The sequence below is a fragment of the Peribacillus sp. Aquil_B1 genome (genome assembly GCF_022603275.1).
In the GTDB taxonomy this organism is placed as follows: Bacteria; Bacillota; Bacilli; order Bacillales; family DSM-1321; genus Peribacillus.
In genome coordinates this window covers 587,066-609,298 of the sequence record NZ_JAKXEE010000001.1, presented here as the reverse complement: position 1 = coordinate 609,298, position 22,233 = coordinate 587,066, and the positions used below count along the sequence as shown (strand labels likewise).

At 42.5% G+C, this 22,233-nt stretch carries 25 protein-coding genes, 1 pseudogene and 1 riboswitch; of the genes and pseudogenes, 5 read left to right on the top strand and 21 right to left on the bottom strand.

All coding sequences use genetic code 11. The annotated features are described in order from the left end of the window. Window positions 1–13: 13 nt before the first annotated feature. Complete coding sequence (locus MPH60_RS03055; RefSeq protein WP_241592438.1) at window positions 14–583, bottom strand: hypothetical protein; 570 nt, start codon at window positions 581–583, stop codon at window positions 14–16. 219 nt (window positions 584–802) lie between these two features. Between MPH60_RS03055 and MPH60_RS03050 the strand changes: the two genes are divergently transcribed. Continuing rightward, window positions 803–1,237 (top strand): universal stress protein, encoded by a 435-nt coding sequence (locus MPH60_RS03050; protein ID WP_214791049.1) that lies wholly within the window; start codon window positions 803–805, stop codon window positions 1,235–1,237. A gap of 57 nt (window positions 1,238–1,294) precedes the next feature. On the opposite strand, the gene argH is transcribed toward MPH60_RS03050, so the two are convergent. Together argH and MPH60_RS03040 are read right to left on the bottom strand one after the other, a co-directional pair. Beyond that, window positions 1,295–2,674, bottom strand: coding sequence for an argininosuccinate lyase (gene argH, locus MPH60_RS03045; RefSeq protein WP_241592440.1), 1,380 nt, complete (start codon window positions 2,672–2,674; stop codon window positions 1,295–1,297). Beyond that, window positions 2,671–3,876, bottom strand: coding sequence for an argininosuccinate synthase (locus MPH60_RS03040; RefSeq protein ID WP_241592442.1), 1,206 nt, complete (start codon window positions 3,874–3,876; stop codon window positions 2,671–2,673). Before MPH60_RS03040 ends, argH begins: the two co-directional genes overlap by 4 nt. Window positions 3,877–4,089: 213 nt before the next feature. Between MPH60_RS03040 and MPH60_RS03035 the strand changes: the two genes are divergently transcribed. Further along, on the top strand, window positions 4,090–4,404 hold the full coding sequence (locus tag MPH60_RS03035; protein WP_101222925.1) for a hypothetical protein: 315 nt from the start codon (window positions 4,090–4,092) through the stop codon (window positions 4,402–4,404). A 58-nt stretch (window positions 4,405–4,462) separates the two neighbouring features. Here MPH60_RS03035 and MPH60_RS03030 read toward each other — a convergent pair whose 3' ends face one another. The 4 genes from MPH60_RS03030 to MPH60_RS03015 form a co-directional block, all read right to left on the bottom strand. After that, window positions 4,463–4,975 carry a MogA/MoaB family molybdenum cofactor biosynthesis protein gene (locus tag MPH60_RS03030; RefSeq protein WP_241592444.1) on the bottom strand — a complete coding sequence of 171 codons (513 nt, stop codon included), beginning with the start codon at window positions 4,973–4,975 and terminating at the stop codon, window positions 4,463–4,465. After that, the gene (locus MPH60_RS03025; protein ID WP_241592445.1) at window positions 4,972–5,814 is read right to left on the bottom strand and encodes an EcsC family protein; all 843 of its coding nucleotides are present in this window, start codon (window positions 5,812–5,814) and stop codon (window positions 4,972–4,974) included. Before MPH60_RS03025 ends, MPH60_RS03030 begins: the two co-directional genes overlap by 4 nt. A 213-nt stretch (window positions 5,815–6,027) precedes the next feature. After that, window positions 6,028–7,233: an acetate kinase gene (locus MPH60_RS03020; RefSeq protein ID WP_241592447.1), complete on the bottom strand. Its 1,206-nt coding sequence runs from the start codon at window positions 7,231–7,233 to the stop codon at window positions 6,028–6,030. 176 nt (window positions 7,234–7,409) lie between these two features. Continuing rightward, on the bottom strand, window positions 7,410–8,396 hold the full coding sequence (locus MPH60_RS03015; protein ID WP_241592448.1) for a class I SAM-dependent methyltransferase: 987 nt from the start codon (window positions 8,394–8,396) through the stop codon (window positions 7,410–7,412). 268 nt (window positions 8,397–8,664) lie between these two features. On the opposite strand from MPH60_RS03015, the gene MPH60_RS03010 reads away from it, so the two are divergent. Continuing rightward, entirely contained in the window at window positions 8,665–8,982 is a 318-nt protein-coding gene (locus MPH60_RS03010) for a hypothetical protein (protein WP_241592449.1), read from the top strand. A gap of 167 nt (window positions 8,983–9,149) precedes the next feature. On the opposite strand, the gene tpx is transcribed toward MPH60_RS03010, so the two are convergent. The 7 genes and pseudogenes from tpx to MPH60_RS02975 all read right to left on the bottom strand — a co-directional run bounded on the left by tpx (window position 9,150) and on the right by MPH60_RS02975 (window position 13,347). Then, the gene (gene tpx / locus MPH60_RS03005; protein ID WP_101222931.1) at window positions 9,150–9,650 is read right to left on the bottom strand and encodes a thiol peroxidase; all 501 of its coding nucleotides are present in this window, start codon (window positions 9,648–9,650) and stop codon (window positions 9,150–9,152) included. Between the two features lie 175 nt (window positions 9,651–9,825). Continuing rightward, window positions 9,826–10,308, bottom strand: coding sequence for a GerW family sporulation protein (gene ytfJ, locus MPH60_RS03000; protein WP_137018154.1), 483 nt, complete (start codon window positions 10,306–10,308; stop codon window positions 9,826–9,828). Window positions 10,309–10,324: 16 nt separating this feature from the next. After that, on the bottom strand, window positions 10,325–11,017 hold the full coding sequence (locus MPH60_RS02995; RefSeq protein ID WP_241592450.1) for a DUF2953 domain-containing protein: 693 nt from the start codon (window positions 11,015–11,017) through the stop codon (window positions 10,325–10,327). Window positions 11,018–11,116: 99 nt separating this feature from the next. Then, window positions 11,117–11,656, bottom strand: coding sequence for an RDD family protein (locus MPH60_RS02990; protein ID WP_241592451.1), 540 nt, complete (start codon window positions 11,654–11,656; stop codon window positions 11,117–11,119). 12 nt (window positions 11,657–11,668) lie between these two features. Further along, window positions 11,669–12,670: a signal peptide peptidase SppA gene (gene sppA / locus MPH60_RS02985; RefSeq protein ID WP_241592452.1), complete on the bottom strand. Its 1,002-nt coding sequence runs from the start codon at window positions 12,668–12,670 to the stop codon at window positions 11,669–11,671. 262 nt (window positions 12,671–12,932) lie between these two features. After that, window positions 12,933–13,241, bottom strand: a pseudogene (locus MPH60_RS02980) (4-hydroxythreonine-4-phosphate dehydrogenase PdxA); the annotation flags it as partial. Further along, a complete protein-coding gene (locus tag MPH60_RS02975; RefSeq protein ID WP_241592453.1) occupies window positions 13,180–13,347 on the bottom strand; it encodes a PrpR N-terminal domain-containing protein in 168 nt (55 codons plus the stop codon). The pseudogene MPH60_RS02980 and the gene MPH60_RS02975, both read right to left, overlap by 62 nt. Before the next feature lie 315 nt (window positions 13,348–13,662). Here MPH60_RS02975 and MPH60_RS02970 point away from each other — a divergent pair, with 315 nt between their 5' ends. Continuing rightward, window positions 13,663–14,463 carry an NAD kinase gene (locus tag MPH60_RS02970; RefSeq protein ID WP_241592454.1) on the top strand — a complete coding sequence of 267 codons (801 nt, stop codon included), beginning with the start codon at window positions 13,663–13,665 and terminating at the stop codon, window positions 14,461–14,463. Between the two features lie 38 nt (window positions 14,464–14,501). Here MPH60_RS02970 and MPH60_RS02965 read toward each other — a convergent pair whose 3' ends face one another. Genes MPH60_RS02965 through MPH60_RS02945 form a run of 5 tightly spaced genes read right to left on the bottom strand, consistent with a single transcriptional unit; the run spans window position 14,502 to window position 18,094 of the window. Next, entirely contained in the window at window positions 14,502–15,272 is a 771-nt protein-coding gene (locus MPH60_RS02965) for a TatD family hydrolase (RefSeq protein ID WP_241592456.1), read from the bottom strand. Between the two features lie 15 nt (window positions 15,273–15,287). After that, window positions 15,288–16,031, bottom strand: coding sequence for an ABC transporter ATP-binding protein (locus tag MPH60_RS02960; protein ID WP_241592458.1), 744 nt, complete (start codon window positions 16,029–16,031; stop codon window positions 15,288–15,290). After that, a complete protein-coding gene (locus MPH60_RS02955) occupies window positions 16,015–16,797 on the bottom strand; it encodes an ABC transporter permease (RefSeq protein ID WP_241592460.1) in 783 nt (260 codons plus the stop codon). Before MPH60_RS02955 ends, MPH60_RS02960 begins: the two co-directional genes overlap by 17 nt. Further along, on the bottom strand, window positions 16,794–17,078 hold the full coding sequence (locus MPH60_RS02950) for a thiamine-binding protein (RefSeq protein ID WP_034309193.1): 285 nt from the start codon (window positions 17,076–17,078) through the stop codon (window positions 16,794–16,796). The genes MPH60_RS02955 and MPH60_RS02950 overlap by 4 nt, the downstream gene beginning before the upstream one ends. Window positions 17,079–17,089: 11 nt before the next feature. Next, window positions 17,090–18,094 (bottom strand): ABC transporter substrate-binding protein, encoded by a 1,005-nt coding sequence (locus MPH60_RS02945; protein WP_241592462.1) that lies wholly within the window; start codon window positions 18,092–18,094, stop codon window positions 17,090–17,092. Between the two features lie 134 nt (window positions 18,095–18,228). Beyond that, a riboswitch (TPP riboswitch) is annotated at window positions 18,229–18,338 on the bottom strand. A gap of 303 nt (window positions 18,339–18,641) precedes the next feature. Here MPH60_RS02945 and MPH60_RS02940 point away from each other — a divergent pair. Beyond that, entirely contained in the window at window positions 18,642–19,463 is an 822-nt protein-coding gene (locus tag MPH60_RS02940) for a protein-glutamine gamma-glutamyltransferase (protein WP_241592464.1), read from the top strand. A gap of 69 nt (window positions 19,464–19,532) precedes the next feature. Here the strand turns inward: MPH60_RS02940 and rarD are convergent, their stop codons facing one another. Together rarD and MPH60_RS02930 are read right to left on the bottom strand one after the other, a co-directional pair. After that, on the bottom strand, window positions 19,533–20,462 hold the full coding sequence (gene rarD, locus MPH60_RS02935; protein WP_241615806.1) for an EamA family transporter RarD: 930 nt from the start codon (window positions 20,460–20,462) through the stop codon (window positions 19,533–19,535). Window positions 20,463–20,542: 80 nt separating this feature from the next. After that, window positions 20,543–22,144, bottom strand: a complete 1,602-nt coding sequence (locus tag MPH60_RS02930; RefSeq protein ID WP_241592469.1) for an amidohydrolase — start codon at window positions 22,142–22,144, stop codon at window positions 20,543–20,545. Window positions 22,145–22,233 lie beyond the last annotated feature (89 nt).

The following is a 22,233-nucleotide window of genomic DNA, read 5'->3' as shown; positions in this document are numbered from 1 at the left end:
TTCAACATTTCAACTAATCGGTCCGCAGTTCATACTTCATTGCTTTATCACTGCCGTCAAACCAAATGACCAGCCATTCACTATCTATTCTTATGATTCCCCTCTCGGCACCGAGATAATAAACAATATTATCTTCCTCTTTAAAATATTCCGTTTCTGTGGGAGGCCCTAAAAGCGTGAACACTTCATCTTTTGTCATCCCTATCATTTCATGTTCATTCATTAAATCATCTACCAGATATACTCTTCCCTCATCATCATTTAACCATCTTTCAATGGTGAAGCTTGAATCAAATTCATTTACCCCCAACAGAACCAAACAAAAAACTAGAAGGGCAAAGCCAACGCTTGATATGCCTATAAATCTCATTTTAATTTTCCTTTTATTATGCTTATTGGTATGTTTCCATGATATCCATTGAAAAAATAGTAATAGGATAAATGGAAGCAGCAGTGCTGATATACTCATTAAACTGATCGAAGCATGTATAAAATTGATGAAAAAAATATAAATGAAATAGATCAAAGCATACAGAAGCACGAATGAATATAATGCATAGTTTACTATTTTTGAAACACTCAAAGAAAAAAACTCCCCTCTCACATTAAAGGTTACCATAAATAAACAAATAAGGTAAAAAGGAGAGGTTTTCGTTCCTGCAATGATTCATTACATCCCATTATGTAATTTCCAGATTATTGGCATAAACATTCGCTAATTTGTTACAATTGAAATCAGATCCATTAGGTAAATCATTGTATAATAGGAATGAAATAGAAGGAGGAGATTCACTTGAATAGTATAGATTATAAAAATATTCTTGTAGCAGTGGACGGCTCGGAAGAAGCAGAGTGGGCCCTAAAAAAGGCAATATACTTAGCAAAACTCAGTGACGCTACCCTTGTGCTCACACATATCGTGGATACAAGGAATTTCCCTACTGTCGAAGCTTATGATATGACTATCCGTGATCACTCTGAAACCTTTGCCAATGAGCTATTGGACAAGTATAAAACGGAAGCCATTGCCTCCGGGATTGCAAAGGTCCAAACAGAAGTTGCATATGGTTCCCCTAAAGTTCAAATTCCAAGGGATTTAGCGAAAAAGCATTCGATCGATTTAATTGTTTGCGGTGCAACGGGCCTTAACGCAGTCGAACGTTTCCTTATCGGCAGCGTGTCGGAAGGCATCGTTCGCCATTCAAACTGTGATGTAATGGTCGTACGTACGAATTGATAAAAGAAAATAATAGAAAAAGCTCGTTCGCCAAATTGGTGAACGAGCTTTTTCCTGTTATTCACTTACCAGTTTTTCAGCCTTTTCAATCGCCAGCAATACTTGGGCAAAACCTGTACCGCCCGCACTGTTACGGCGTTTAACGGCCTCATATGGATTTAATGCATCATAAATATCATGTTCAAACAACTCGGAAGCTTCCTGGAATTGTTCCATGCTTAGGTCCACTAAATAGCAGCCATTCTGGACACAGAACAATACAAGCTTCCCGACCACTTCGTGCGCCTCACGGAAAGGCATACCCTTCGAAGCCAGGTAATCAGCTAATTCCGTCGCATTCGAAAAGTCATTTTTTGTTGCTTTTTCCATGATGTCCGTTTTCACTTTCATCGTTGAAATCATGCCGGCAAATATTTTAAGTGAACCAACAATGGTCTTAACCGTATCAAAAACGCCTTCTTTATCTTCTTGCATATCTTTGTTATAAGCAAGCGGCAGTCCTTTCAAAACAGTCAATAACCCCGTTAGGTTCCCATAAACCCGTCCTGTTTTACCACGGATCAATTCCGCCATATCAGGGTTTTTCTTTTGCGGCATGATGCTGCTTCCCGTGGAAAACGCATCATCCAATTCAATGAATTGGAATTCCTGGCTTGACCAGAGAATGATTTCTTCGCTGAAACGGGATAAATGCATCATCATTGTCGCACTGTTGCTCATGAATTCAATGGCAAAATCACGATCACTCACCGCATCAAGGCTGTTTTCGTAAATTCCCTCAAACCCCAATAACTCGGCACTGAGGGCACGGTCAATCGGGAAAGTAGTCCCAGCTAATGCCCCGGCACCCAATGGAGAGATGTTAATCCTTTTGAAACTCTCGGTGAAGCGCTGCTTATCACGCTCAAGCATCCAAAAATAAGCCATTAAGTGGTGCGCAAATGAAATGGGCTGTGCACGCTGCAAATGTGTATAACCTGGAATTAGTGTTTCCACATTTTTCTTGGATTGTCCCAAAATCGCCATTTGCAAATCATTGATGAGTTCCAGAATCACTTTCGTTTGGTTACGCATATATAGATGAAGGTCTGTTGCAACTTGATCATTACGGCTTCTTCCTGTATGAAGCTTTCCGCCAACTGGACCGATTTCGCTAATTAGCATACTTTCCAGGTTAAGATGGATATCTTCCATCTCAACCTTAAAAGTCAATTCACCCTTCTCAGCCTTTTCCTGTAAAGTTTTCAGACCCGCAATGATCTGATCCGCATCTTCCTCAGGTAAAATGCTGCATTTCTTTAACATGGTTACATGAGCTAAACTGCCTTGAATATCTTCAAGGACAAGTTCCTGGTCAAAGGAAATGGAAGCTCCAAACTCATCTACCCATTCTTCGGCAGATTTCGTGAATCTTCCTCCCCAAAGCTTGCTGCTCACACTGTCACCTTCTTGTTAGTGACCATGCTGTTCACTTTCGTTGGAAGGCCCCATAACTTAATGAATCCAACTGCTGCATCATGATCGAATTCGTCAGCTTTTGTATAAGTAGCCAATTTTTCGTCATATAGAGAGTACTCGGATTTTCTTCCTTCTACAATCGCATGACCTTTGAATAGTTTCACACGAACCGTACCCGTTACATTCACTTGTGTTTCTTTCAGGAATGCGGCCAAAGCTTTTTGAAGCGGAGAGAACCAAAGTCCTTCATAAATCAATTCAGTCATTTTCTTCTCGATCACCGGCTTGAAGTGAGCCAATTCTTTTACAAGCGTGATATCTTCAAGTTCTTTGTGAGCAGCTATCAATGTCATCGCACCAGGAGCTTCATAGACTTCACGTGATTTGATTCCTACTAATCTATTTTCAACGTGATCGATACGTCCAACTCCATGTTTGCCGGCAATTTGATTCAACTCGACAATCAGGTCAGCCAATTTATAGTTTTTATCATTCAATGTAACCGGCACACCTTGTTCAAAACCAATTTCAATGATATCGGCAGTATCTGGCGTACATTCAAGGCTTGCAGTCAAATCATAGGCTTCTTCCGGCGGGGCTGCCCAAGGATCTTCCAGGATTCCACACTCGTTACTTCTTCCCCAAAGGTTTTGGTCAATCGAGAACGGACTCGCCATGCCAATCGGAACAGGAATGCCATTTTTCGCTGCATATTCAATCTCCTCTTCACGAGACCATTTCCAGTCACGGACAGGTGCAAGAACTTGCAAATTAGGGTTCAAGGCGGAGATGGATACTTCGAAACGCACTTGGTCATTTCCTTTTCCCGTACAACCGTGTGCAACGGCTACCGCGTTTTCCGCTTCAGCCACTTCCACTAACTTCTTCGCGATCAGCGGACGTGATAAAGCTGATACCAATGGATATTTCCCTTCATACAAAGTATGTGCCTGAAGAGCCGTCAATGCGAATTCATCAGCGAACTCGTCCTTCGCATCAATGACATAGGAACTTACTGCACCAACAGTGATCGCTTTTTCTTTAATGAAGTCCAAATCTTTTCCTTCACCGACATCCAAACAGCATGCCACAACTTCGTACCCTTGATCTTGTAACCATTTAATTGCAACGGAAGTATCCAAACCTCCGGAATATGCTAAAACAACTTTTTGATTTTCCATTTCCATCGCCCTTTCGTGTGAATAAAAATTCATCGTTTGTTATTTTTATTCAATCTATGATTAGTACTTTATCATCTTTATTAAAGGAATACAAGGGGTATTTTAAAGATTTTGCTAAATAATCCGCTAATAATTTTAGTGAATTTACACATTGGATGCTTCCGCGGGAATATAGTAAACTAGGAGTATGATAAATCGAAAAGCGGAGGGCATATGAAAGAACTATTTACCTTTGATGAACGCCTTGGCATCTCAATTCCCGATTTGAATCTGGAGTGGGATGAATATACAAAAGGCGAGCAACAGCAAATACTCGTACACTGGGAGAATATCCGGGGAAGCATCCCGGACCGCATCAAGGAACTGGAATCCACCATTAACCGAAAGCAGTTTCGGCTCTCCGATGAGAGTAATTTCGCCAAATCATGCCAGCTCAATTCCGAAATTGCGGAACTTGCTTCCATCATCAATGATTTATGGCTATGGTATCGTGCCAATCAGGTCGTAAGTGAAAAGATGCATAATTAAGGCCTATTCCATGCAAAAAAAAAGCCACAGTTCAAAACTGTGGCTTTTTTGCATCCTCTTATAAATCCTTGCGAAGTTCACCAACGACATGTCCCAATTCCGGAAGAATCAATTTATTCATCGCAAGCCGAACCGCCCCTGATGAGCCTGGGGTGGAAAAAACGGCTTTATTGTTCACGACTCCGGCAATCGCCCTGGATAGAATGGCGGCAGACCCGATATCCTCTTGATAGCTGAGCATTCGAAAAATCTCGCCAAAACCGGGAATTTCCTTGGTCATCAACTCTTTGACCGCCTCGATCGTAACATCCCTATTGGCGATGCCTGTGCCTCCATTTGTTAATATGACATCGACCTTGCTGCTTTGGCTGCCAGAAGTGACCGCATCCTGAATCGCATTCCGCTCATCTTTAACGATTACATATTCATTCACTTCATGACCATTCGATTTCAGCAATTCCATCATCAGTGCTCCGCTTTTATCCGTTTCTTCATTACGTGTATCACTGACGGTTATCACCATGCAGCGAACTGCTTCTGTGATGGCTTTTTTATGATTCTTGACACTCATTCTTCATCAGCCTTCTTCTCCAGTAAATAACGATATTGATAGAACTTCTGGGCAAATTCACTGACACTCCGGGTCATTTGATAATTGGATCCAGCCCCGATGGCCATGCTGATGAACGGTATGCCCCGAACTAGTTTTTTTCGAAAAACAGTAATGGATAATGCTTTCAACAGCTGCTTCAGAGGCTGTTCCATCCAGGTAGGGTTTGTCAGTTCTTCGATTCCTAAATAAAAATAGTCATCTTCTGCGGTCTGGACCTCGCGGATCAATTCTTCCCACGCTATTCCTTGGAGCCTCTTTGGCATCGCTCCTGCATTGAATACTTTAAGGGCCAACATCATTTCAAACGGCGTATTCACCTCAACACCATAAGACATCGCAATCAGTTGTACGATCCTGACATTAATGACCGTCATGGCCGGAATATCGCTCCCTAGCAGAAGCAGGCCTCCTGATCCGCTCATCCCGCCCTGTGCAAATGAATATAAGCGATGCTTAGCGATATGCTGATTGGCTATGTAATTCAACTGATCGATCGATAGGTGATTCAAATCACTCAACGTTTCGATTTCTTCATTAAAAACGCGCGCAGACGCTAAAATCCGCTCTCTTGCATCTATTTGAACTTGTGAGCTCTGAACCATGGCATGCAAATGAAAAAGCCAAGTATCCAGCTTGTCAAAAAACTGTTGTTGGACGTTTTCAGGAAGCAGGGCAAAACCCTGCTCCAACCATTTATCATACAATGCAGCAAGGTCCGTGGGCTCATATTGATAAAGCTTTTCCTGCCATTCACTAATTTCATTCCAAATTTTCATTTCCCGGTTCGAGAATTCCATGCATCAAGCCTCCTATGTACAGAATTGGTGGATTCTCCCTTAAGTATACCATAGAGGGATGCTTTTCAGAGAACGGATGATGGGAATCCAGTGTTAATGGGGATCGGCCGCATGGGCATAAACTCCATGAGGAGCCGGATTTCAAGGAGGAAAATTTATGGGAAAGACCCCTTACCCAGAGGGATAAGGGGATCATTATAAAAAAACAGGAAGTCATGTTTTCCAAGTCTCGCTCAAAGCTATTTTCATGGTATCCCTGACAATCATGATTTCTTCATTAGTGGGGATGACCATGACTTTTACAGGGGAATAGGGTGCATTGATGAACGCTTCCTTACCCGAGGTGCGATTGAGATCCTTATCCCAATATACCCCCATGAATTCAAGTCCCTCCAAGATTCGCCCCCTAATGGTTTGACTGTTTTCACCGATGCCCGCTGTAAAAATGATGCCATCCACACCTCCCATTTTAGCTGAATAGGAGCCAATGTACTTGTGAATTCGGTCTGCGAATACTTTAAGTGCGAGTTCAGCCCGCTCATTGCCTTTATCCGCTTCAACTTGAATATCGCGCAGGTCGCTGGAAAAACCGGAAAGGGCCAGGATGCCGCTTTTCTTATTCAGGACATCCAGAACTTCATCAGCTGTTTTACCCGTCTTCTCCATGATATAAGGAATCAATGCAGGGTCGATGTTCCCTGAACGAGTTCCCATAGTAACACCGGCCAATGGTGTAAATCCCATTGATGTATCAATTGATTTGCCGCCCTTTATGGCCGTGATGCTTGCACCATTCCCTAAATGGCACGATATCAATCGAAGCTGTTCAATTGGGCGGCCAATCATTACGGCAGCCCGCTGTGATACATATTTATGTGAAGTACCATGAAACCCATACTTCCTTATTCCGTATTTTTCATAATATTCAAGAGGCAAGCTGTACAAATAGGAACCTGCTGCCATCGTTTGATGGAAGGCAGTGTCGAATACCGCAACCGCTGGCACATTACCCAGTGCTTGCCTGAAGGCTTTGATCCCGGTGATATTGGCGGGATTATGAAGGGGCGCCAACTCGGAAAGCTTTTCGATTTCCTCTATTACGTCCTCCGTAATCAAGACCGAGTCACTGAATACCTCACCGCCATGCACCACCCGATGCCCTACGCCATCTATCTCTTCAAAGGAGTCAATGATGCGATGGTCAATCAGCTTTTTCAATAAAAGCCCTACAGCCACTTCATGATTGGGTATATCCAGCGTTTCAGAAACCTTTTCGCCTTCGACGCTTAGAGTAAATGCGGAATCTTTCAAGCCGATTCTCTCAACAAGACCTTTTGTAATTACTTCTTCACAAGGCATCTCAAAAAGCTGAAACTTCAATGAAGAGCTGCCCGCATTAATAGCCATGATTTTTGACATCCATCCTGCTCCTTTTCTCTAAGCTAGTTCTTCCAATGTTATCTCATCGAAACGTGCAGTATATTGTACAATCTTATCATGACAAGCGAATTCAACCAAATATTAATGAATAATTGCAAATAATCACTCTCAAATAAAAAAATGAAAGCCAATGCCTGGGGCATCAGCTTTCATTGCTATTTTTCCTCTTTAAACCAATCGTCCATCTGTTGCATGACAGACCTGGTCGCTTCGAAATCCGACAACTTCGGAAGCTGTACGAGCAATGCCTTCTTCGGTGCTTCGATACCCTCTTTTTTCTTTTGAAGGATCAGGATGCTTTTCGCAGCCGCTTCATTTTTAAACATGGAAAGCGGCAATTGCACCATCCCTTGAATATGTGTATGCTTCTTCAGAAAATCATTGAGTTTCGGCGCTTCCTCCGAGACGAACAGGTTATTCGGGACAACGAAGAATAGATGTCCGCCATCCTTCGCATGTTTAACACCTTGTTCAATAAACAAATGGTGTGCATACGAATGTCCCTTATCGGCCTTCAATTCATATTCAGCTGCACGTACATCATTCGGATAATAACCAATCGGCAAATCACTGACAACAACATCTGAAGGATCGATGAAAAGCGGCTCCAGGCTGTCCTGGTTGAAAAATTGCAGCGGGTGTTCTTGCAGGTTGGCACCTGCATAAGCAAGCCTGATCAAGGTTTCATCAATCTCGACACCATATGAAGCGATGTTTTTATCAGTAAGTTGATTCAAAATCGCAAATAGTAAGTTCCCCGTTCCGATGGCTGGATCGAGCATGACTATCTCTTTTTGATCCTTTGTGAATTTACCGACTAAATAACTGACGAACATGCCGACTGCATCAGGAGTCATATGATGATTCGGCTGAATGTTCTGCTGCATGCCTTTTAAAATGGCAAGCTGGTACGCTTTTCGGATTGCTTCTTTTTCATATTTCTCTGGTGAAAAATCTGCATAATGCTTCACTAACCTTTTTTTTGATACTTCACTGATTTCCTCCTGCAGGACTTTCCCTTCGAAGAAATTCTCGCCCGTTTCACCTAAGGCATCCAGATACGTACATGATAGTTCACTTTGCAATATTTGGGCTGTTTCATCAAATTCATAAAATAATTGTTCAACTGGGGTAGACTTCACTTATTTATTCCTCCTGTTTGCTTCTGTCCCTATTTTAAAGGTAAGAAGAAAGAGATACAAGCCGTACGTCCTGCTCATCATTCTTCGTACCGTTTTCCGTTTGAAAGTCCGCATATAATGAATTCGCACAGCAACTCTTTTTCAAAATTTTAACCAGGCGTAAAAAATGGGTAAATAAAACACAGAGCTGTTGCCCTGTATTTTTTATTACTTGGATAGGCTCAATAAATGCCCAAACAGAATACCATGCATGAGGTGGTGATTATATATGGATAATCAATATCAAAACTATCATGGGCAGGTTAATCCGATAAATCAGCAACATGATATTCAGTCAGCAGATGATTTAAACAGGCAGCAACAGGGGTTCCAACAAGGGTTTCGTCAAGGATTTCGTCAAGGGTATCGACAAGGGTATCGAGAAGGATTTCGAGCAGGGCAACAAGCGGGTTTTTTTCCAGGACCCCATCAAAGACAAATGCCGTCGTGGCCTAATGAAATTGACATAAAAGTTGGGACACCTAATGGCCAAGAGTGGTCTGGCAAGATTGTTTTACCACAAAATGGCCAGACTTTCGAGCCTTAACTGATCCTTCAGATCGACCTCAGAAATTAATAATAACCACAACTTAAATGAATATTAAAGCCTAAAAAGGACCTATCCACTTCAACGACAAGGTGTTTATCAACAAGAAAATCAAAATTCAAACAAAAAACCGGGCACATTGCGCCCGGTTTCTTAAAATTCGCATCTTATTTTGCCGCTTTAGCCGCTTCGATTGCACCTTCGTAATTAGGGTGGCTGGTGCCTTCACTTACATATTCTACATATGTGATTTCATCAGAGCTGTTCACTACGAATACAGAGCGAGCCAATAGACGGAGTTCTTGCATGACGACACCATATGCTTCACCGAATGAAAGGTCACGGTGATCGGAAAGAACTTGAACATTGTCCAAGCCGCTGGCAGCACACCAGCGTTTTTGCGCGAAAGGAAGATCGTTACTGATCGTAAGTACTTTTACATTATCCAATTTTGCCGCTTCTTCATTGAATTTACGTGTCTGTGCGTCACAAACACCTGTATCCACGGATGGAACCACGCTGATTATGCGGACAGAACCTTTGGAGTCGTTTAAAGTAACCGGAGATAAGTCATTAGCCAATACTGTAAAATCAGGTGCTTTGTCCCCAACTTTTAGTTCTGGTCCCACTAAAGTGATCGGGTTGTTTTTAAATGTAACTGAAGCCATTAAAAATTCCTCCTTTTTCTGCTATATGTACATGCATAATAATATTGGTTTTGCCGGAATTTTGCAATTAATTGAATTGGGAAATGTGATTGGTGCTTGTACATGATATCCAAACTTTTGAATGTATAATGACATACTGCAGCAAAAATAAAACTCGGCAGATGCCGAGTCGCAGTTAGAAATCTATATCCATTTTAGGTTCTTGGTACCTTTTTGCAGCTGGTTGACTGCCGCCTTGGTTTTGATTACTGCCCTGCTTTTGATTATTGTCTTTCTTGGATAGCATGGACTGGATCTTATCGACGACTTGAGGAGCTAAATCCATCATTTTTTCGAGAAGATGCGTCCCTTCATCCAGATGGATCATTTTCACACCATGGGAACCGACAATCAAAAAGGCAATTGGTGTTATGGAAACCCCGCCGCCGCTACCGCCGCCAAAGGGCTGCTTGGAACCACCTTGCTGTCCTTGATGGTTTCCATCCATCACAAACTCGCTGCCACCGGCTGCGAAACCAAATCCCACTTTGGATACGGTTAAAATGACACTTCCATCCGGAGTTTCCACCGGATCTCCGATGATCGTGTTCACATCGACCATTTCTTTCAGATTTTCCATAGCTTCTTTCATTAAACCTTGGATCGGATGATCTGACATTTAAATTCCCTCCACTCTAGAACGATTGTTTATTGGAATCACCTGATAGCTTCGCTAATTTCCTCGACTTGAACTGCGGCTTTCCGCCTTTCCAATAACGAAGCAGTTTTATTCCAGTCACCATAGCCTGCCCGATTCTAAATTGTAATATGCAGGAAATCGACGTGTTTGCCTGCCATCTCTGAAAGTCGGGTGTAATGGAATAGGAGGGCATGATCCGGAAGTTGAAATAGGTTGTCAGCAAACCGATGATGGAACCTTTAAGTGCCCAGCATGCTCCAGTTAAAACACCGGTGTGTGCAGCGTTTTTAGTACCGACCATACTATGCCAGGTGAATTTTTTAACTTGGACTTTCCCAGCGAAGTGACGGACAATCTTATGGAATCCGAATATATGCTGAAGCATCTCCAGACTGTCTGCGAATCCGTCACGCATATCTTCGGCTGTAATTTTTTTCCTTTCTTCCTTTTGTGTATTTCCGTTCATTTCTTGCTCTTCGTTTACTACTATAGTTGCCGAGTCATCCTCCATTTTGATGACCGGAACCTTGAATGTATAGTGAAAAAGCCCATACCAAGCTGATAATTTAATATGTATTAGGTCATTCGTTTGGACACGTTTGTAGTCGATGGACACTCTTACTTTAGTGAAAACAACTATTAGCAGCACCAAAATGAGGATACCTATAATCAACAGAAGCCACTTCATGCACCCACACCCCTTCAGCCTATCATTATCGGCATATGCAAAAAAAATAAACCTGCAAAAGCGAAAATCACGCTCTTACAGATTTATGAATGGAAGAAATCATCTTCTGACCAACACAACGCCCGTGTCTGCAAAGACATCATGCAAAGCCTGTTTCTTCGGTAAAAGGCCTGCCAAGAGATAGCCAATCCAAGTGACCTTTGATATATAGCGGCCAATCAGCTCCCTGAACAATATCGTGCCCCATGAAATATTTTTTTTCTCTTCCTTCAATGCAACGACTTTCAGTCCAAAAATCATTTTGCCAAGAGTTTGGTTCAAGAATTTGGTCATCAAAACAAAGTATAAGAAGAATATGACCCCCGTTAAAAAGCCCTCTGCGGAAAACCAGAGATCATCTGTCCCTTCATAAAACTTGAAGATGGGATGAATCAAAATCCGGTTCAAACTTCCGATAACCAATAGATCGGCTAAATAGGCCCAAAACCTCATCCAAAAACCGGCAAAATGCACTTTCTTGACACCGTCATCATCCACGTCCTTACTGGCTGTTGAAACTCCCTGCTGAACGGGAACCTCTTGATCTGCCATTAGATTGGATGAAGCGATTTGTTCATTATTTTCATTTCGTTCCGTCATCCTTCAGCCCCCCTATTCCGCATACAAATACATTAAGCGTGGAGAATTTGAAGAGGAAAGGATTTTTGTCAAGACTGCCGTTTCCACATCATTTCCCAACATTTTTTGCGCACCCATACTGAATAATGAACCGAATCCAGCCTCGTCTGTATAACGGATAACTTGAGCATCCTTTTCACCGATATCCTTTTTCATCGCGGCAATTACATCATCCAAATGGCCGAAATCATCGATTAGATGGTTTTCTTTAGCCTGACGTCCATCATAAATGCGGCCATCGGCGATTTCCCTTACTTCCTTCTCTGTCATACCGCGTCCGTCTGCAATGATTTTTACAAATTGATCATAAGAATTATCGATCATGTCTTGGAGTATTTCACGTTCTTCACCAGTCATTTCCCGGGTCGGACTCATTATATCTTTGTGTGGTCCGCTTTTGATGGTTTGGAACTCAACACCATACTTCTTGGCCAACTTCTCGTAATTATACCCCTGCATGATGACACCAAGTGAACCCGTCATCGTTTCCGGACTAGCATAAATCTTATCGGCTGGTGCAGAAATATAATATCCTCCTGAAGCTGCCATAGACCCCATTGATACATACACAGGTTTTTTCACTTTCTTGATATCAAGGATCTTTTCATATATCTCTGCACTTTCGACGACACCGCCGCCTGGAGAATTCACCCGAAGGATAATTCCTTTGATATCATCATTTTCCTCAGCCATCTTCAGCTTATCCATGAAGGCACGGTGATTATATGTTGCCGAACTAAGTAATGATGCTTCCCCTGTATCCTGTATCGTGCCTTCTACATCGAAAACCGCAATAACATTAGAGAAATCATCGCCTTCTATGACTTCCTCGTAAAATGCACTTTCAGAAGCAAATAAATCATCAATGATATTTTCCGTATCCGCTGTAAATAGAGTCGTAGAAATCCCTACAGCAATAGAAACAAAAAATAAAACGGCTGCAATTCCAAGTGCCGCCCAACGCTTTCCATTCATCTGTTTTCCCCCTTAAATATATGTATCCTTCTTACCATACGAACTAATAACAAAAATGTTTCATTCCATGATAAACCAAGACATATAAAATTGTAGCAAAGAATTCTCGAATTGGAAATATATTGGTGCATTTTGCACAATCTCCATTTATTTTATATATTAATTTTCCCAAGTTTCAATTTTTGAGCGGAGCAGTAAATGCCGTAAACGGAAAATCAGCTCAACTAAAAAGCTGCCGGGATCATTTCGGCAGCTTCACTATTTATTGACTTGGAGCTAATTCAATTGCTGACTGAATGGCCGCAAGCATGCTTTTTTCATCAGCGATGTTCTTTCCAGCGATATCAAGGCTGTGCCATGATCTAAGGAAGTTCGGAAAATGCCTCCCTTGAGCCCTACGGTAATATTGACCCAGCCTCGATCCCCTGACCTTGATCGGGGCATGTCCCTGATTACATGTGCAAGCTTAATCTTTGTACGTCCGCTCATGATTAATGCTTTCGATCGCTTCAACCAGCCCCATATGAGTCGTCAAATGGATGACCTTTAAATTCGGAGTGGTCAGCATCATAACCGGAAAGGTGCATGTCGATCACTGAAAATTTGATCGATTGCTTAATTAACTTGGCCGTTCCTCCCCTGCTGATTATGTCATCCGCTCCGTTTACCGCTTCCAATTTTACAAGTTATATCCGAACCCTATTCACCAATTAGCCATAGACCCATTGTATGGCAGGGATTTAAAGGGCCCTTACTGAGTATTCATTATTCCATTATTCTCTTCACTTCCTAAATTGACGATCCTAGTTAATCATGCAAGAGCGGGCATTCTTTCTTTTCGTTACCGCTTTAACAAAAGTGCTTCATTCCATGATAAACTATGTCATATAAAAATGTACGAAATGTACAGCTGCTTCTTGTACCGCGTTATTCCTATTTCAAAAGTGAAGAAAGCCCTTTCATCAACATACATACTAGTAGGAGGGATCATGATGAACACTCGAAGGAATATTTATTTTTTCCATGCACCGAATGCAGAGATGCTTAGCAAGGTTGAATACTTGTCAGACTTGGCGAAGCAACATTCGTATGAAGTCGTCCAGGATTTCACAAAAGCAAACATCATCGTAAGCATCGGTGATGATGGCACATTCCTGCAGGCAGCCCGAAAAACCGGGTTCAGGGATGATTGTTTATATGCGGGCATTTCCACCACAGGTAACTTGAATATGTATTGCGATTTCCACTTGGAAGATACGAATAAGATGATAGATGCCATGACAAGGGAGCAAATCGAGGTGCGTAAATATCCAACCATCGATATCCAATTGGATGATCAGCCCTCCTTTTATGCCCTTAATGAACTCAGTATCCGGTCTTCCATCACCAAAACGTTCATCATGGATATTTTCATTGATCGACTCCATTTTGAAACTTTTCGCGGGGACGGAATCATCATTGCGACTCCGACAGGAAGCACCGCCTATAATAAATCGGTCAATGGGGCCGTTGTCGACCCCCTTCTCCCTTGCTTTCAAGTGAGCGAGCTTGCTTCCATCAATAATAATACCTATCGGACCTTAGGCTCCTCATTCATTCTAAGCGGTGATAGGACGTTGACCATCCACCTTGAACAAAACGGACCAAGCTATCCGATCATCGGAATGGACAATGAAGCCTTAAGCATCAATCATGTCGAACAGGTAAAGGTCCGGTTAAGCGGTAAAGTCATCAAGACCGTTAAGCTAAAAGACAATTCCTTTTGGGAAAAGGTGAAAAGAACATTCCTTTGAACGAACTAAAAAGGTACCGGATATGATAGCCGGTACCTTTATATATGATAAAAATCTTTCGTATTTTGATATAGGGTTTCATAAACATCCTCAATCGGCAATCCTTTAATCGAAGCAATTTGACGCACACTGTCATGCATCATGCCGGGATGGGTCCATTTCCCTTCGAAAACCCCTTCAAACGGCCATGGGCCATCCGTTTCAATCATCATCAGATTAAGAGGGTAAGCCGAAACTAATTCCTGTATTTCCCTCTCATAACAAACATCAGGTGTAATTGAAATGCGGTAGCCCTTTTCGGCCATTCTTTCGACTGTCCGGATATCGCCTTTAAACCAATGAAAGTGTGCCTTTGTGATTTGATGCTTATCCAAAAGGTCGCAAACGATGGGTGCATCGTCATGGACGGCATGAAGGATAACCGGCTTTTCCACCTCTTTAGCTAAGGTCAGGAACCTCTCCAGTATCTCTATATACGCTGAGTTATCAATATCGGGATTTTCCTGCCTTAAGTAATAGGGCAGCCCAACCTCACCTATGGCAACCATATCTTGACGATGTTCCCGCATCCAGTTCAAAAGTTCGTTCACTTCTTCATCGCTTGGGAGGGGCTGCTCTGGATGAAAACCAAAGGCAGGCTTTATTCGTGAATCCTTCAATGAGAGCTGATAATTGTTAATCGAAGAGGCCAAATTCATGGAAACAGACAGCAAGGATTCCACATGAACCTTTTCCATGTCAATCAGAATCTGCTTCCGCTTAACAACATCATACCGGTCCAAATGGATATGACTGTCGATGATCCTCAAGTTTAATCGCCTCCCTTAAGTAGAAAAAGTTGGTTTCAATGCTGCATATAAGTCTCTCTTCAAATGAAAAAATTCATCACTAAGAAGCTGTTCTTCACTTCTTGGCCTTGGAAATGGAACGTTCACTTCTTTGATGACAGCAGCCGGTCTTGCTGATAATACATAAATTCTATCGGATAGGAAAACCGCTTCATCTATGCTATGCGTAACAAAAAGCACCGACCTCCGATTTTCTTCCCATACCGACAACAGCCATTTTTGCATTTGCAATCTTGTCAGTTCATCCAAGGCAGAAAAGGGTTCATCCAGGCACATCAATTCCTGTGGACTTAAGATACTCCGGATGAATGCGGTCCTTTGCTTCATGCCTCCTGATAATTCATGCGGATATGCTTTCCCGTACTCTTCTAATCCAGCTTTCGTCAAAAGGGCTTTTGCCTTTTCTTTATCTCTGATCCCAGCAAGTTCACTTCCAAGCAAAACATTTTCCAATACCGTTCTCCAAGGTAAAAGGGAAGGCTGCTGCGGCATATAGCTGATATGACCCTTTAAGCCATTTATCTTTTTACCATCCAGTGAAATGATGCCATGATCCGGCTTCAAAATGCCGCCGATCAAGTGGAACAATGTACTTTTACCGCTGCCCGATGGCCCAAGGATCGTGACAAATTCCCCATCATCCACATGGAAATTCATATTCTCCAATATATTCTGTTTACCATCAAAAGAATAGGAGACATCTTTAATTTCCAGCTTCATCCTTGCCACCCTCCTTTCTCTTCCAAGAAACTAAATATTTCTCCAGGAAGGTGATGATTCCAAAAAAGATCAGGCTCATTCCCATAATGATGAAAATGGCAACAAACACCCGGTCTGTCCTGAACGCAGAGGATGCGAGCGTCATATAAACACCAACCCCCGATTTTGCCCCGAGCCACTCTGAAATAACCGCACCCATTACACTATAGGTGGCCGAAATTTTCAGACCGGAGAAAATGAACGGGATTGAGTGAGGAAATTCCAGCTTCCAAAATAACTGGTTTTTTCCCGCTCCCATCATCTTGAAATAATGCTTAAGTTCGTATGGTGTCTGGCGAAAACCGTCCAATGATGCAACCGCAACCGGAAAAAAACATACAAGCGAAATCACTATTAACTTAGGCAGCATGCCAAAGCCAAACCAGATCACCAAAAGCGGGGCCAAAACTATGATAGGTATATTTTGTGATAGTATGAGCAGAGGATAAACCGCGTCCTTCACACCTGGAAATAGATGTAGGATTGCCGCGATCAATAAGCCGATGCAGCTTCCAATAAAAAAACCCGACAACGCAAGCTCGGTTGTGGATATAAGGTGTCCGTAAAGATTGTGCGACGACTCAATTCCTTCAATAAAAATGGCCGATGGAGCGGGAAGCAGCCATTCTTCAACCTTCAATAAGACTGTCACTGACTCCCAAACTATCAGCAACAATAATAAAAGAAAGAAGGGAGCCCCCTTCTTCCAAATTCCCCTTCCGATCATGCCCGATATTTCTCCGTCAACGTATCCATCGTAATCCCGCTCGGCTGATATAATATTTTCACTTGCGAAATGACATTCGGCGATCCTATTTCAATCATTCTTACATTCATTTTTTCTATCACGGCAAAAAGTTCGGAAAGCTCGCCCTCCATTGTCGTTTCAAGCGGGTGAACCTCATACTTGACACCTGATTCTTCAATGATCTTGATTGCTTCATCGACCATAGGGATGACATTTTCCCCTTTAGGAATAATTTGTATACTAATTAATGAATTGGCCATTGTATTTCCTCCTATTTTGGTAAAAATTCATTGGTAAATGCCTTTTCAGGATCGAAATCACCTTCAAGAAGCTTGTTTTCAGTCATCCAATCACTGTAATTCTTCCAGATTTCCAGTTTTTGTTCACCCCAACGCGGAGCATCATCCTGATACTTGTCTGCAAGCCACTCCTGGCTTTTCTTAACTAGTTTTGCATCAAGATCCGGCGCAGACTTAATTAACATGTCTGCTGCATCAGCAGGATTTTTAATCGCAAACTGGTACCCTTTCGATGCTGCATGAACGAATGCTTTAACAGTTTCCGGATCTTCTTTTATCATCTTTTCATTTGTCGTCAAAACAGGCGTATAGTAATCAAGCTTATCAGAGTATTCGGTTAAGTAAACCATATTAAGCTTTTCATTTCGCAGCTCAGCCTCAATGCCTGTCCATCCATAATAAATCCAGGCAAAATCTATATCCCTTTTAACCGAAGTGAAAAAATCCATGTCTCCTGTATTGACTATATCCACTTTATTTACATCCGCATTTTCTTTTTTCATGAGTGAATCAATGATGGCCTTTTCTACCGGAGACCCCCAGCCACCATACGTTTTCCCTTCAAAATCCTTGGGAGATGTAATGTCCTTTGCCTCAGGGGAAGCGAATCCCGAGGTATTATGCTGGATGACGGCAGCTACCGAAACAATCGGCACGCCCTGCACGCGGGCCTGCGTTATGCCCTCCTGGTAGCTCACGCCAAATTCAGATTTCCCTGAAGCGACAAGCTTATCCGCTCCGGCTTCACCTGGCATGATGATTTCCACATCAAGACCTTGCTCTTTAAAATAACCTTTTTCCTTGGCTACATACAATCCTGTATGGTTTGTATTCGGTGTCCAATCGAGCACGACAGATACTTTTTTTAATTTTTCATTTCCTTCATTTTTAGATGCTTCTTCTTTTTCATTAGTTCCGCCTGCACCGCATCCAGCCAATAGGAACAACGAAGTTAACAGTGGCAAGAATTTATTCAAGTCATTATCCTCCTACACATCATATAAGATCCATATGCCGAAACCATAATGGGGCTCCAGGGTTTATTCGAATATTGGATAAAATAGCAAAAAACGCCCGAAGATGAATTCGGACGTTAACATACAAAACAGAAAGTCAGTAATAATATGTTCCCTCCGCTGGCATCATCCAGATCAGGTTCAAAGAGTCAGCATCTAAAGGATGCAATCTCAGCCAGCAGTACTGGCCCCCCTACATTTCTCGCACATATGAACTTTTCTCTCTCATTATATCAATTCATGGGGAAAAGGGAATACTAATTTGCTTCTTCTAACTAATTGGAAAGGTATTCCTCGCTCTTAAAGATATCTAGCAAAACATCTTTTGGAATGAAAACAAAAAAATTCTGCCTCTATTCACTCCAATCACTCTCGGCAGCAAGGGTGGCTGACACGTTACAAATAGTCAATTCCTTGCCGGCATTCATATAATGAGCATTACATGTAGACATTTTTGTTTACCGGTTTTATAAACCGTTAATTTCATAAGCAAAAGGTGGATATGATCATGATAAAGATTAATCACAAATGGTTAGATGTCAGTCAAATCCAACCAGGAATAGCATCTGCTAAATCGCTTGAAATTGTCCAATTGCTGGCGGAAGATTCTAACGTTTTTGAATACCGGAACTTTGGAGACTTTAATTTCGAGATACAGCTGAGGAACCGAGTCATTGCGGCAGCTATTGCGTTGGATAAAAGTAATGCAGAATTTTCCACACTCGAGGAATCGCAATCCAATGAACAATATTGGCGCCTTTCAAGGGATGGCACCTTTACCCTTCAGCCAGGGATTCTCCCCCATGCTGCACTTCTGGACATATTCATGAATGGAAGGCTTTATGCCTTCGAATGCGGGACAGCAATAGTCGTCACTTTTTTAAAGGCGATTTTGGATTTAATCGGCTCTAGGAATTTCGATTATCTTTTTTCAAACCTATTTTTATATGACTGGCGCCCTCCAGAGAATATGGCTCTTAATATTCATAAAGGGAGGGATTATACACCAGGCGATTGCGTTTACTTCATAAACCCTGATCATGACGAGTCAACTCCTGAATGGCAAGGTGAAAATGCCATACTATTAGGGAATAACCTCTTTTATGGACACGGGATCGGGATTACCACTTCACAGGGAATCATCAATGAATTAAATAGCAATAGAAGGCCGTTCGCAACCAGATCAGCATTCCTGACAACGCATATCATTTTCCTGGATAGTTCCTTCTATAGGCAATTCCAACTAAATAGAGCAAAGCCCGATCACTTTCCTGTCAGCCTTTCCAATTGTATTGTTTCTGAAATAGGTTCGAAGATTTACCTTTCATGACCTTTCTGTTTTATATACCGGCATAAAAAAAATGCTTGGGGAGAGATCTCCCAAGCATTTTTTTATTATTCATGCACCTATATTCCCTTTGCCTTTGAACCTGCGGACACTTGCCTGACCCCATTTCGTTATGGATAGTGTATAAACAGCCAAGGCTGACCATATGAACAAAAAGGCTAAAAGATGTGCTTTGGTGAAACTTTCATGATAGACGAATACCCCGATCAATAAGGATAAGGTCGGAGCGATATACTGAAAAATGCCAAGCATCGATAACGGGATCTTCTCCGCCCCTTTTGCAAAATATAAAAGAGGCAAGGCCGTGGCAATCCCGCCGCCCACCAACAGCAAGCTTGTGCTTCCATCCGTAAAGAACTGCATTTCTGACCGGTTCATCAAGTAGATCAGGTAACCCAGGGCCAGAGGCGTTACCATCATCGTTTCGAGCGTCAGCCCGATCGCCGATTCGGCCTTGATCATTTTTTTTGCCAGACCGTATAATCCAAAGGTCATGGCCAAAACCAGAGAGATCCACGGGATCGTGCCGAAATGAATGCCAAGGATCAAGACTCCGATTCCTGCAAGCAGGAATGAAATGATTTGGGCCCCGCTCAATTTTTCTTTTAAGACTATCACTCCCAATAGTACACTGACTAGCGGATTGATATAATATCCAAGGCTCGTGTCGAGGATCCGTCCTGAGTTAACGGCCCAGATGAACACTCCCCAATTAGCTGTAACAAGCAGTGAGGCCGTTAGTAATGCCGTAAAGAGTTTCGGATTTCCCATTATTTTTTTGACATAATCAAGAAACGCTTGCCACTTTTTCATGAACATCAATAAAACCAGCATGAACACGAAAGACCATAATACCCTCTGAGCTAAAATTTCCATTGCACCGACTCCCTGAAGGAACTTCCAGTAAACCGGCACAACTCCCCACATCATGTAAGATAGGGCTGCATAAATCGCCCCTTCTTTTTGTTCATCCACTTTCATAACAAGCCTTCTTTCCATTTACATTCCTTTATCTAATTCCATCTAACAATTTTGTATTTCCATTTCTTTTTTTGCAACTGTTAATTTTTATCATGCATGATTTTGTCATCGATGACCGTCATGACCGCCTCAGCTTTCAGGAGATCATCCGGCGCTACAGCAAAGACATCCAGATTAAACACGGTAAAATCGGCATCGTACCCTTTAATGATCATACCGCGGCGTTTTTCCTGCCCGATTGCCGCAGCACTCCCTTTGGTATACAGTGCGAAAGCCTCGTAAACGGAAAGCCTTTCACCCAAGCCATATACGGTACGGTCCTCATTATTGATTTTCATCCTTGTGACAGCTGCATGAATGCCCAAAATTGGATTTAATGGTTCAATGGGTGCATCCGACCCACCCGCACAAATGATGCCCAAATTCAAATAGGTTTTCCAGGCATAGGAGGATTCCAATAGATCGGCTGGAACCTTTTCTTCCACCCACGGAAAATCGGACGGAACGAAGCCCGGTTGGATATCAAAGATTAACGGCAGCTTTGCCGCCCGCTGCAACAGCTCCGGCCTAACGATCTGCGCATGAATGAGCCGGTCCCTCTGTCCCTTTTTCGGTGGGAAGGCTTCAATTGCATTCAAGACGTATTCAAAAGCGAGATCGCCAATTGCATGGACAGCAATCGGCATGCCGGCATCCCTTGCTTTTTTCAACAATTCCTGAAGCTCGTTTTCAGTGAATATCGCGACTCCATTCGTATTCTTTTGATCTACATAAGGTTCGCTCAACAGGGCTGTCCGTCCGCCTAAGGAGCCATCGGTAAATATCTTCATGCTGTCGAATTTAATATATCGCGTACCTCTCTGATAGCCGCCGCCTGCTGCCAGCATTTCTTCAAACGCTTCGTGATGGACGAGCAAATTGGCGCGAAAGGTCATTTCCCGGTCCTCGATCACCGATTTAAACGCCTGATATGTCGGCATGAAGCCATTGTAATAATGGAGGTCCTCAGTATGTCCGCCAGTCAACCCCAGCTTATATGCGTCTTCTATGGCCTCTGTGAGCGCGTTTTCGATATACTCTTGATCAATGCCGGGAAGGCTGTCTAAAATAAGGTTCTGCGCCTGACTTTCTTTAAATAGACCATTTAAACGTCCGTCAGGATAACGGCAGATCACCCCGCCTGAAGGTTCTTTTATTTCTTCTTTAATATCCGCTTCCAAAAGGGCGCGGGAATTGACAACCAGGGCATGACGGCAGATCCTTTTCAAAACGATGGGATGTTCTGACGATATCGCGTCAAGCTCATCCCGTAATATCAGTTCAGGTCTCGGCCATTCATTTTCATTCCACCCTTCGGCAACGATCCACTTTCCGGCCGGTGTCTTTGAGCACTTTTCCTTCAAGGATTTCATGATGGACTCCCTGCTATCCATCAAGGAGAGGTCTAAACGAAGCAGCCTTTCACCATGCCCGACCAAATGAAGATGACTATCCACTAACCCAGGCAGCATCGTTTGTCCCTTTAAGTCGATTTCCCTGGAAATATTGCCGGCATATTCACTTTTCAAGTAGTCCAGGCTGCCGGTATCAACAATTATCCCCTTTTCAGTGAAGACTGCCTCCACTTGATCGTTCTCTTTAACCATCGTATAAATCGACCCATTGAACCATAACGTTCCCATTCCGGCTTTACACTCCTTATTAAATGATTGTTACTGTGCAGATATGCAGTAAGTGTACCATCTCATATCATGAATTCCCATATTTATGC

Bases quoted from the DNA above. Each gene is read 5' to 3' on its own strand.
- MPH60_RS03040 (WP_241592442.1), bottom strand. From the start codon at position 3,876: ATGGAAAATCAAAAAGTTGTTTTAGCATATTCCGGAGGTTTGGATACT.
- MPH60_RS03035 (WP_101222925.1), top strand. From the start codon at position 4,090: ATGAAAGAACTATTTACCTTTGATGAACGCCTTGGCATCTCAATTCCC.
- MPH60_RS03030 (WP_241592444.1), bottom strand. From the start codon at position 4,975: ATGAGTGTCAAGAATCATAAAAAAGCCATCACAGAAGCAGTTCGCTGC.
- MPH60_RS03025 (WP_241592445.1), bottom strand. From the start codon at position 5,814: ATGGAATTCTCGAACCGGGAAATGAAAATTTGGAATGAAATTAGTGAA.
- MPH60_RS03020 (WP_241592447.1), bottom strand. From the start codon at position 7,233: ATGTCAAAAATCATGGCTATTAATGCGGGCAGCTCTTCATTGAAGTTT.
- MPH60_RS03010 (WP_241592449.1), top strand. From the start codon at position 8,665: ATGGATAATCAATATCAAAACTATCATGGGCAGGTTAATCCGATAAAT.
- tpx (WP_101222931.1), bottom strand. From the start codon at position 9,650: ATGGCTTCAGTTACATTTAAAAACAACCCGATCACTTTAGTGGGACCA.
- ytfJ (WP_137018154.1), bottom strand. From the start codon at position 10,308: ATGTCAGATCATCCGATCCAAGGTTTAATGAAAGAAGCTATGGAAAAT.
- MPH60_RS02995 (WP_241592450.1), bottom strand. From the start codon at position 11,017: ATGAAGTGGCTTCTGTTGATTATAGGTATCCTCATTTTGGTGCTGCTA.
- MPH60_RS02990 (WP_241592451.1), bottom strand. From the start codon at position 11,656: ATGACGGAACGAAATGAAAATAATGAACAAATCGCTTCATCCAATCTA.
- sppA (WP_241592452.1), bottom strand. From the start codon at position 12,670: ATGAATGGAAAGCGTTGGGCGGCACTTGGAATTGCAGCCGTTTTATTT.
- MPH60_RS02970 (WP_241592454.1), top strand. From the start codon at position 13,663: ATGAACACTCGAAGGAATATTTATTTTTTCCATGCACCGAATGCAGAG.
- MPH60_RS02960 (WP_241592458.1), bottom strand. From the start codon at position 16,031: ATGAAGCTGGAAATTAAAGATGTCTCCTATTCTTTTGATGGTAAACAG.
- MPH60_RS02955 (WP_241592460.1), bottom strand. From the start codon at position 16,797: ATGATCGGAAGGGGAATTTGGAAGAAGGGGGCTCCCTTCTTTCTTTTA.
- MPH60_RS02950 (WP_034309193.1), bottom strand. From the start codon at position 17,078: ATGGCCAATTCATTAATTAGTATACAAATTATTCCTAAAGGGGAAAAT.
- MPH60_RS02940 (WP_241592464.1), top strand. From the start codon at position 18,642: ATGATAAAGATTAATCACAAATGGTTAGATGTCAGTCAAATCCAACCA.
- rarD (WP_241615806.1), bottom strand. From the start codon at position 20,462: ATGAAAGTGGATGAACAAAAAGAAGGGGCGATTTATGCAGCCCTATCT.
- MPH60_RS02930 (WP_241592469.1), bottom strand. From the start codon at position 22,144: ATGGGAACGTTATGGTTCAATGGGTCGATTTATACGATGGTTAAAGAG.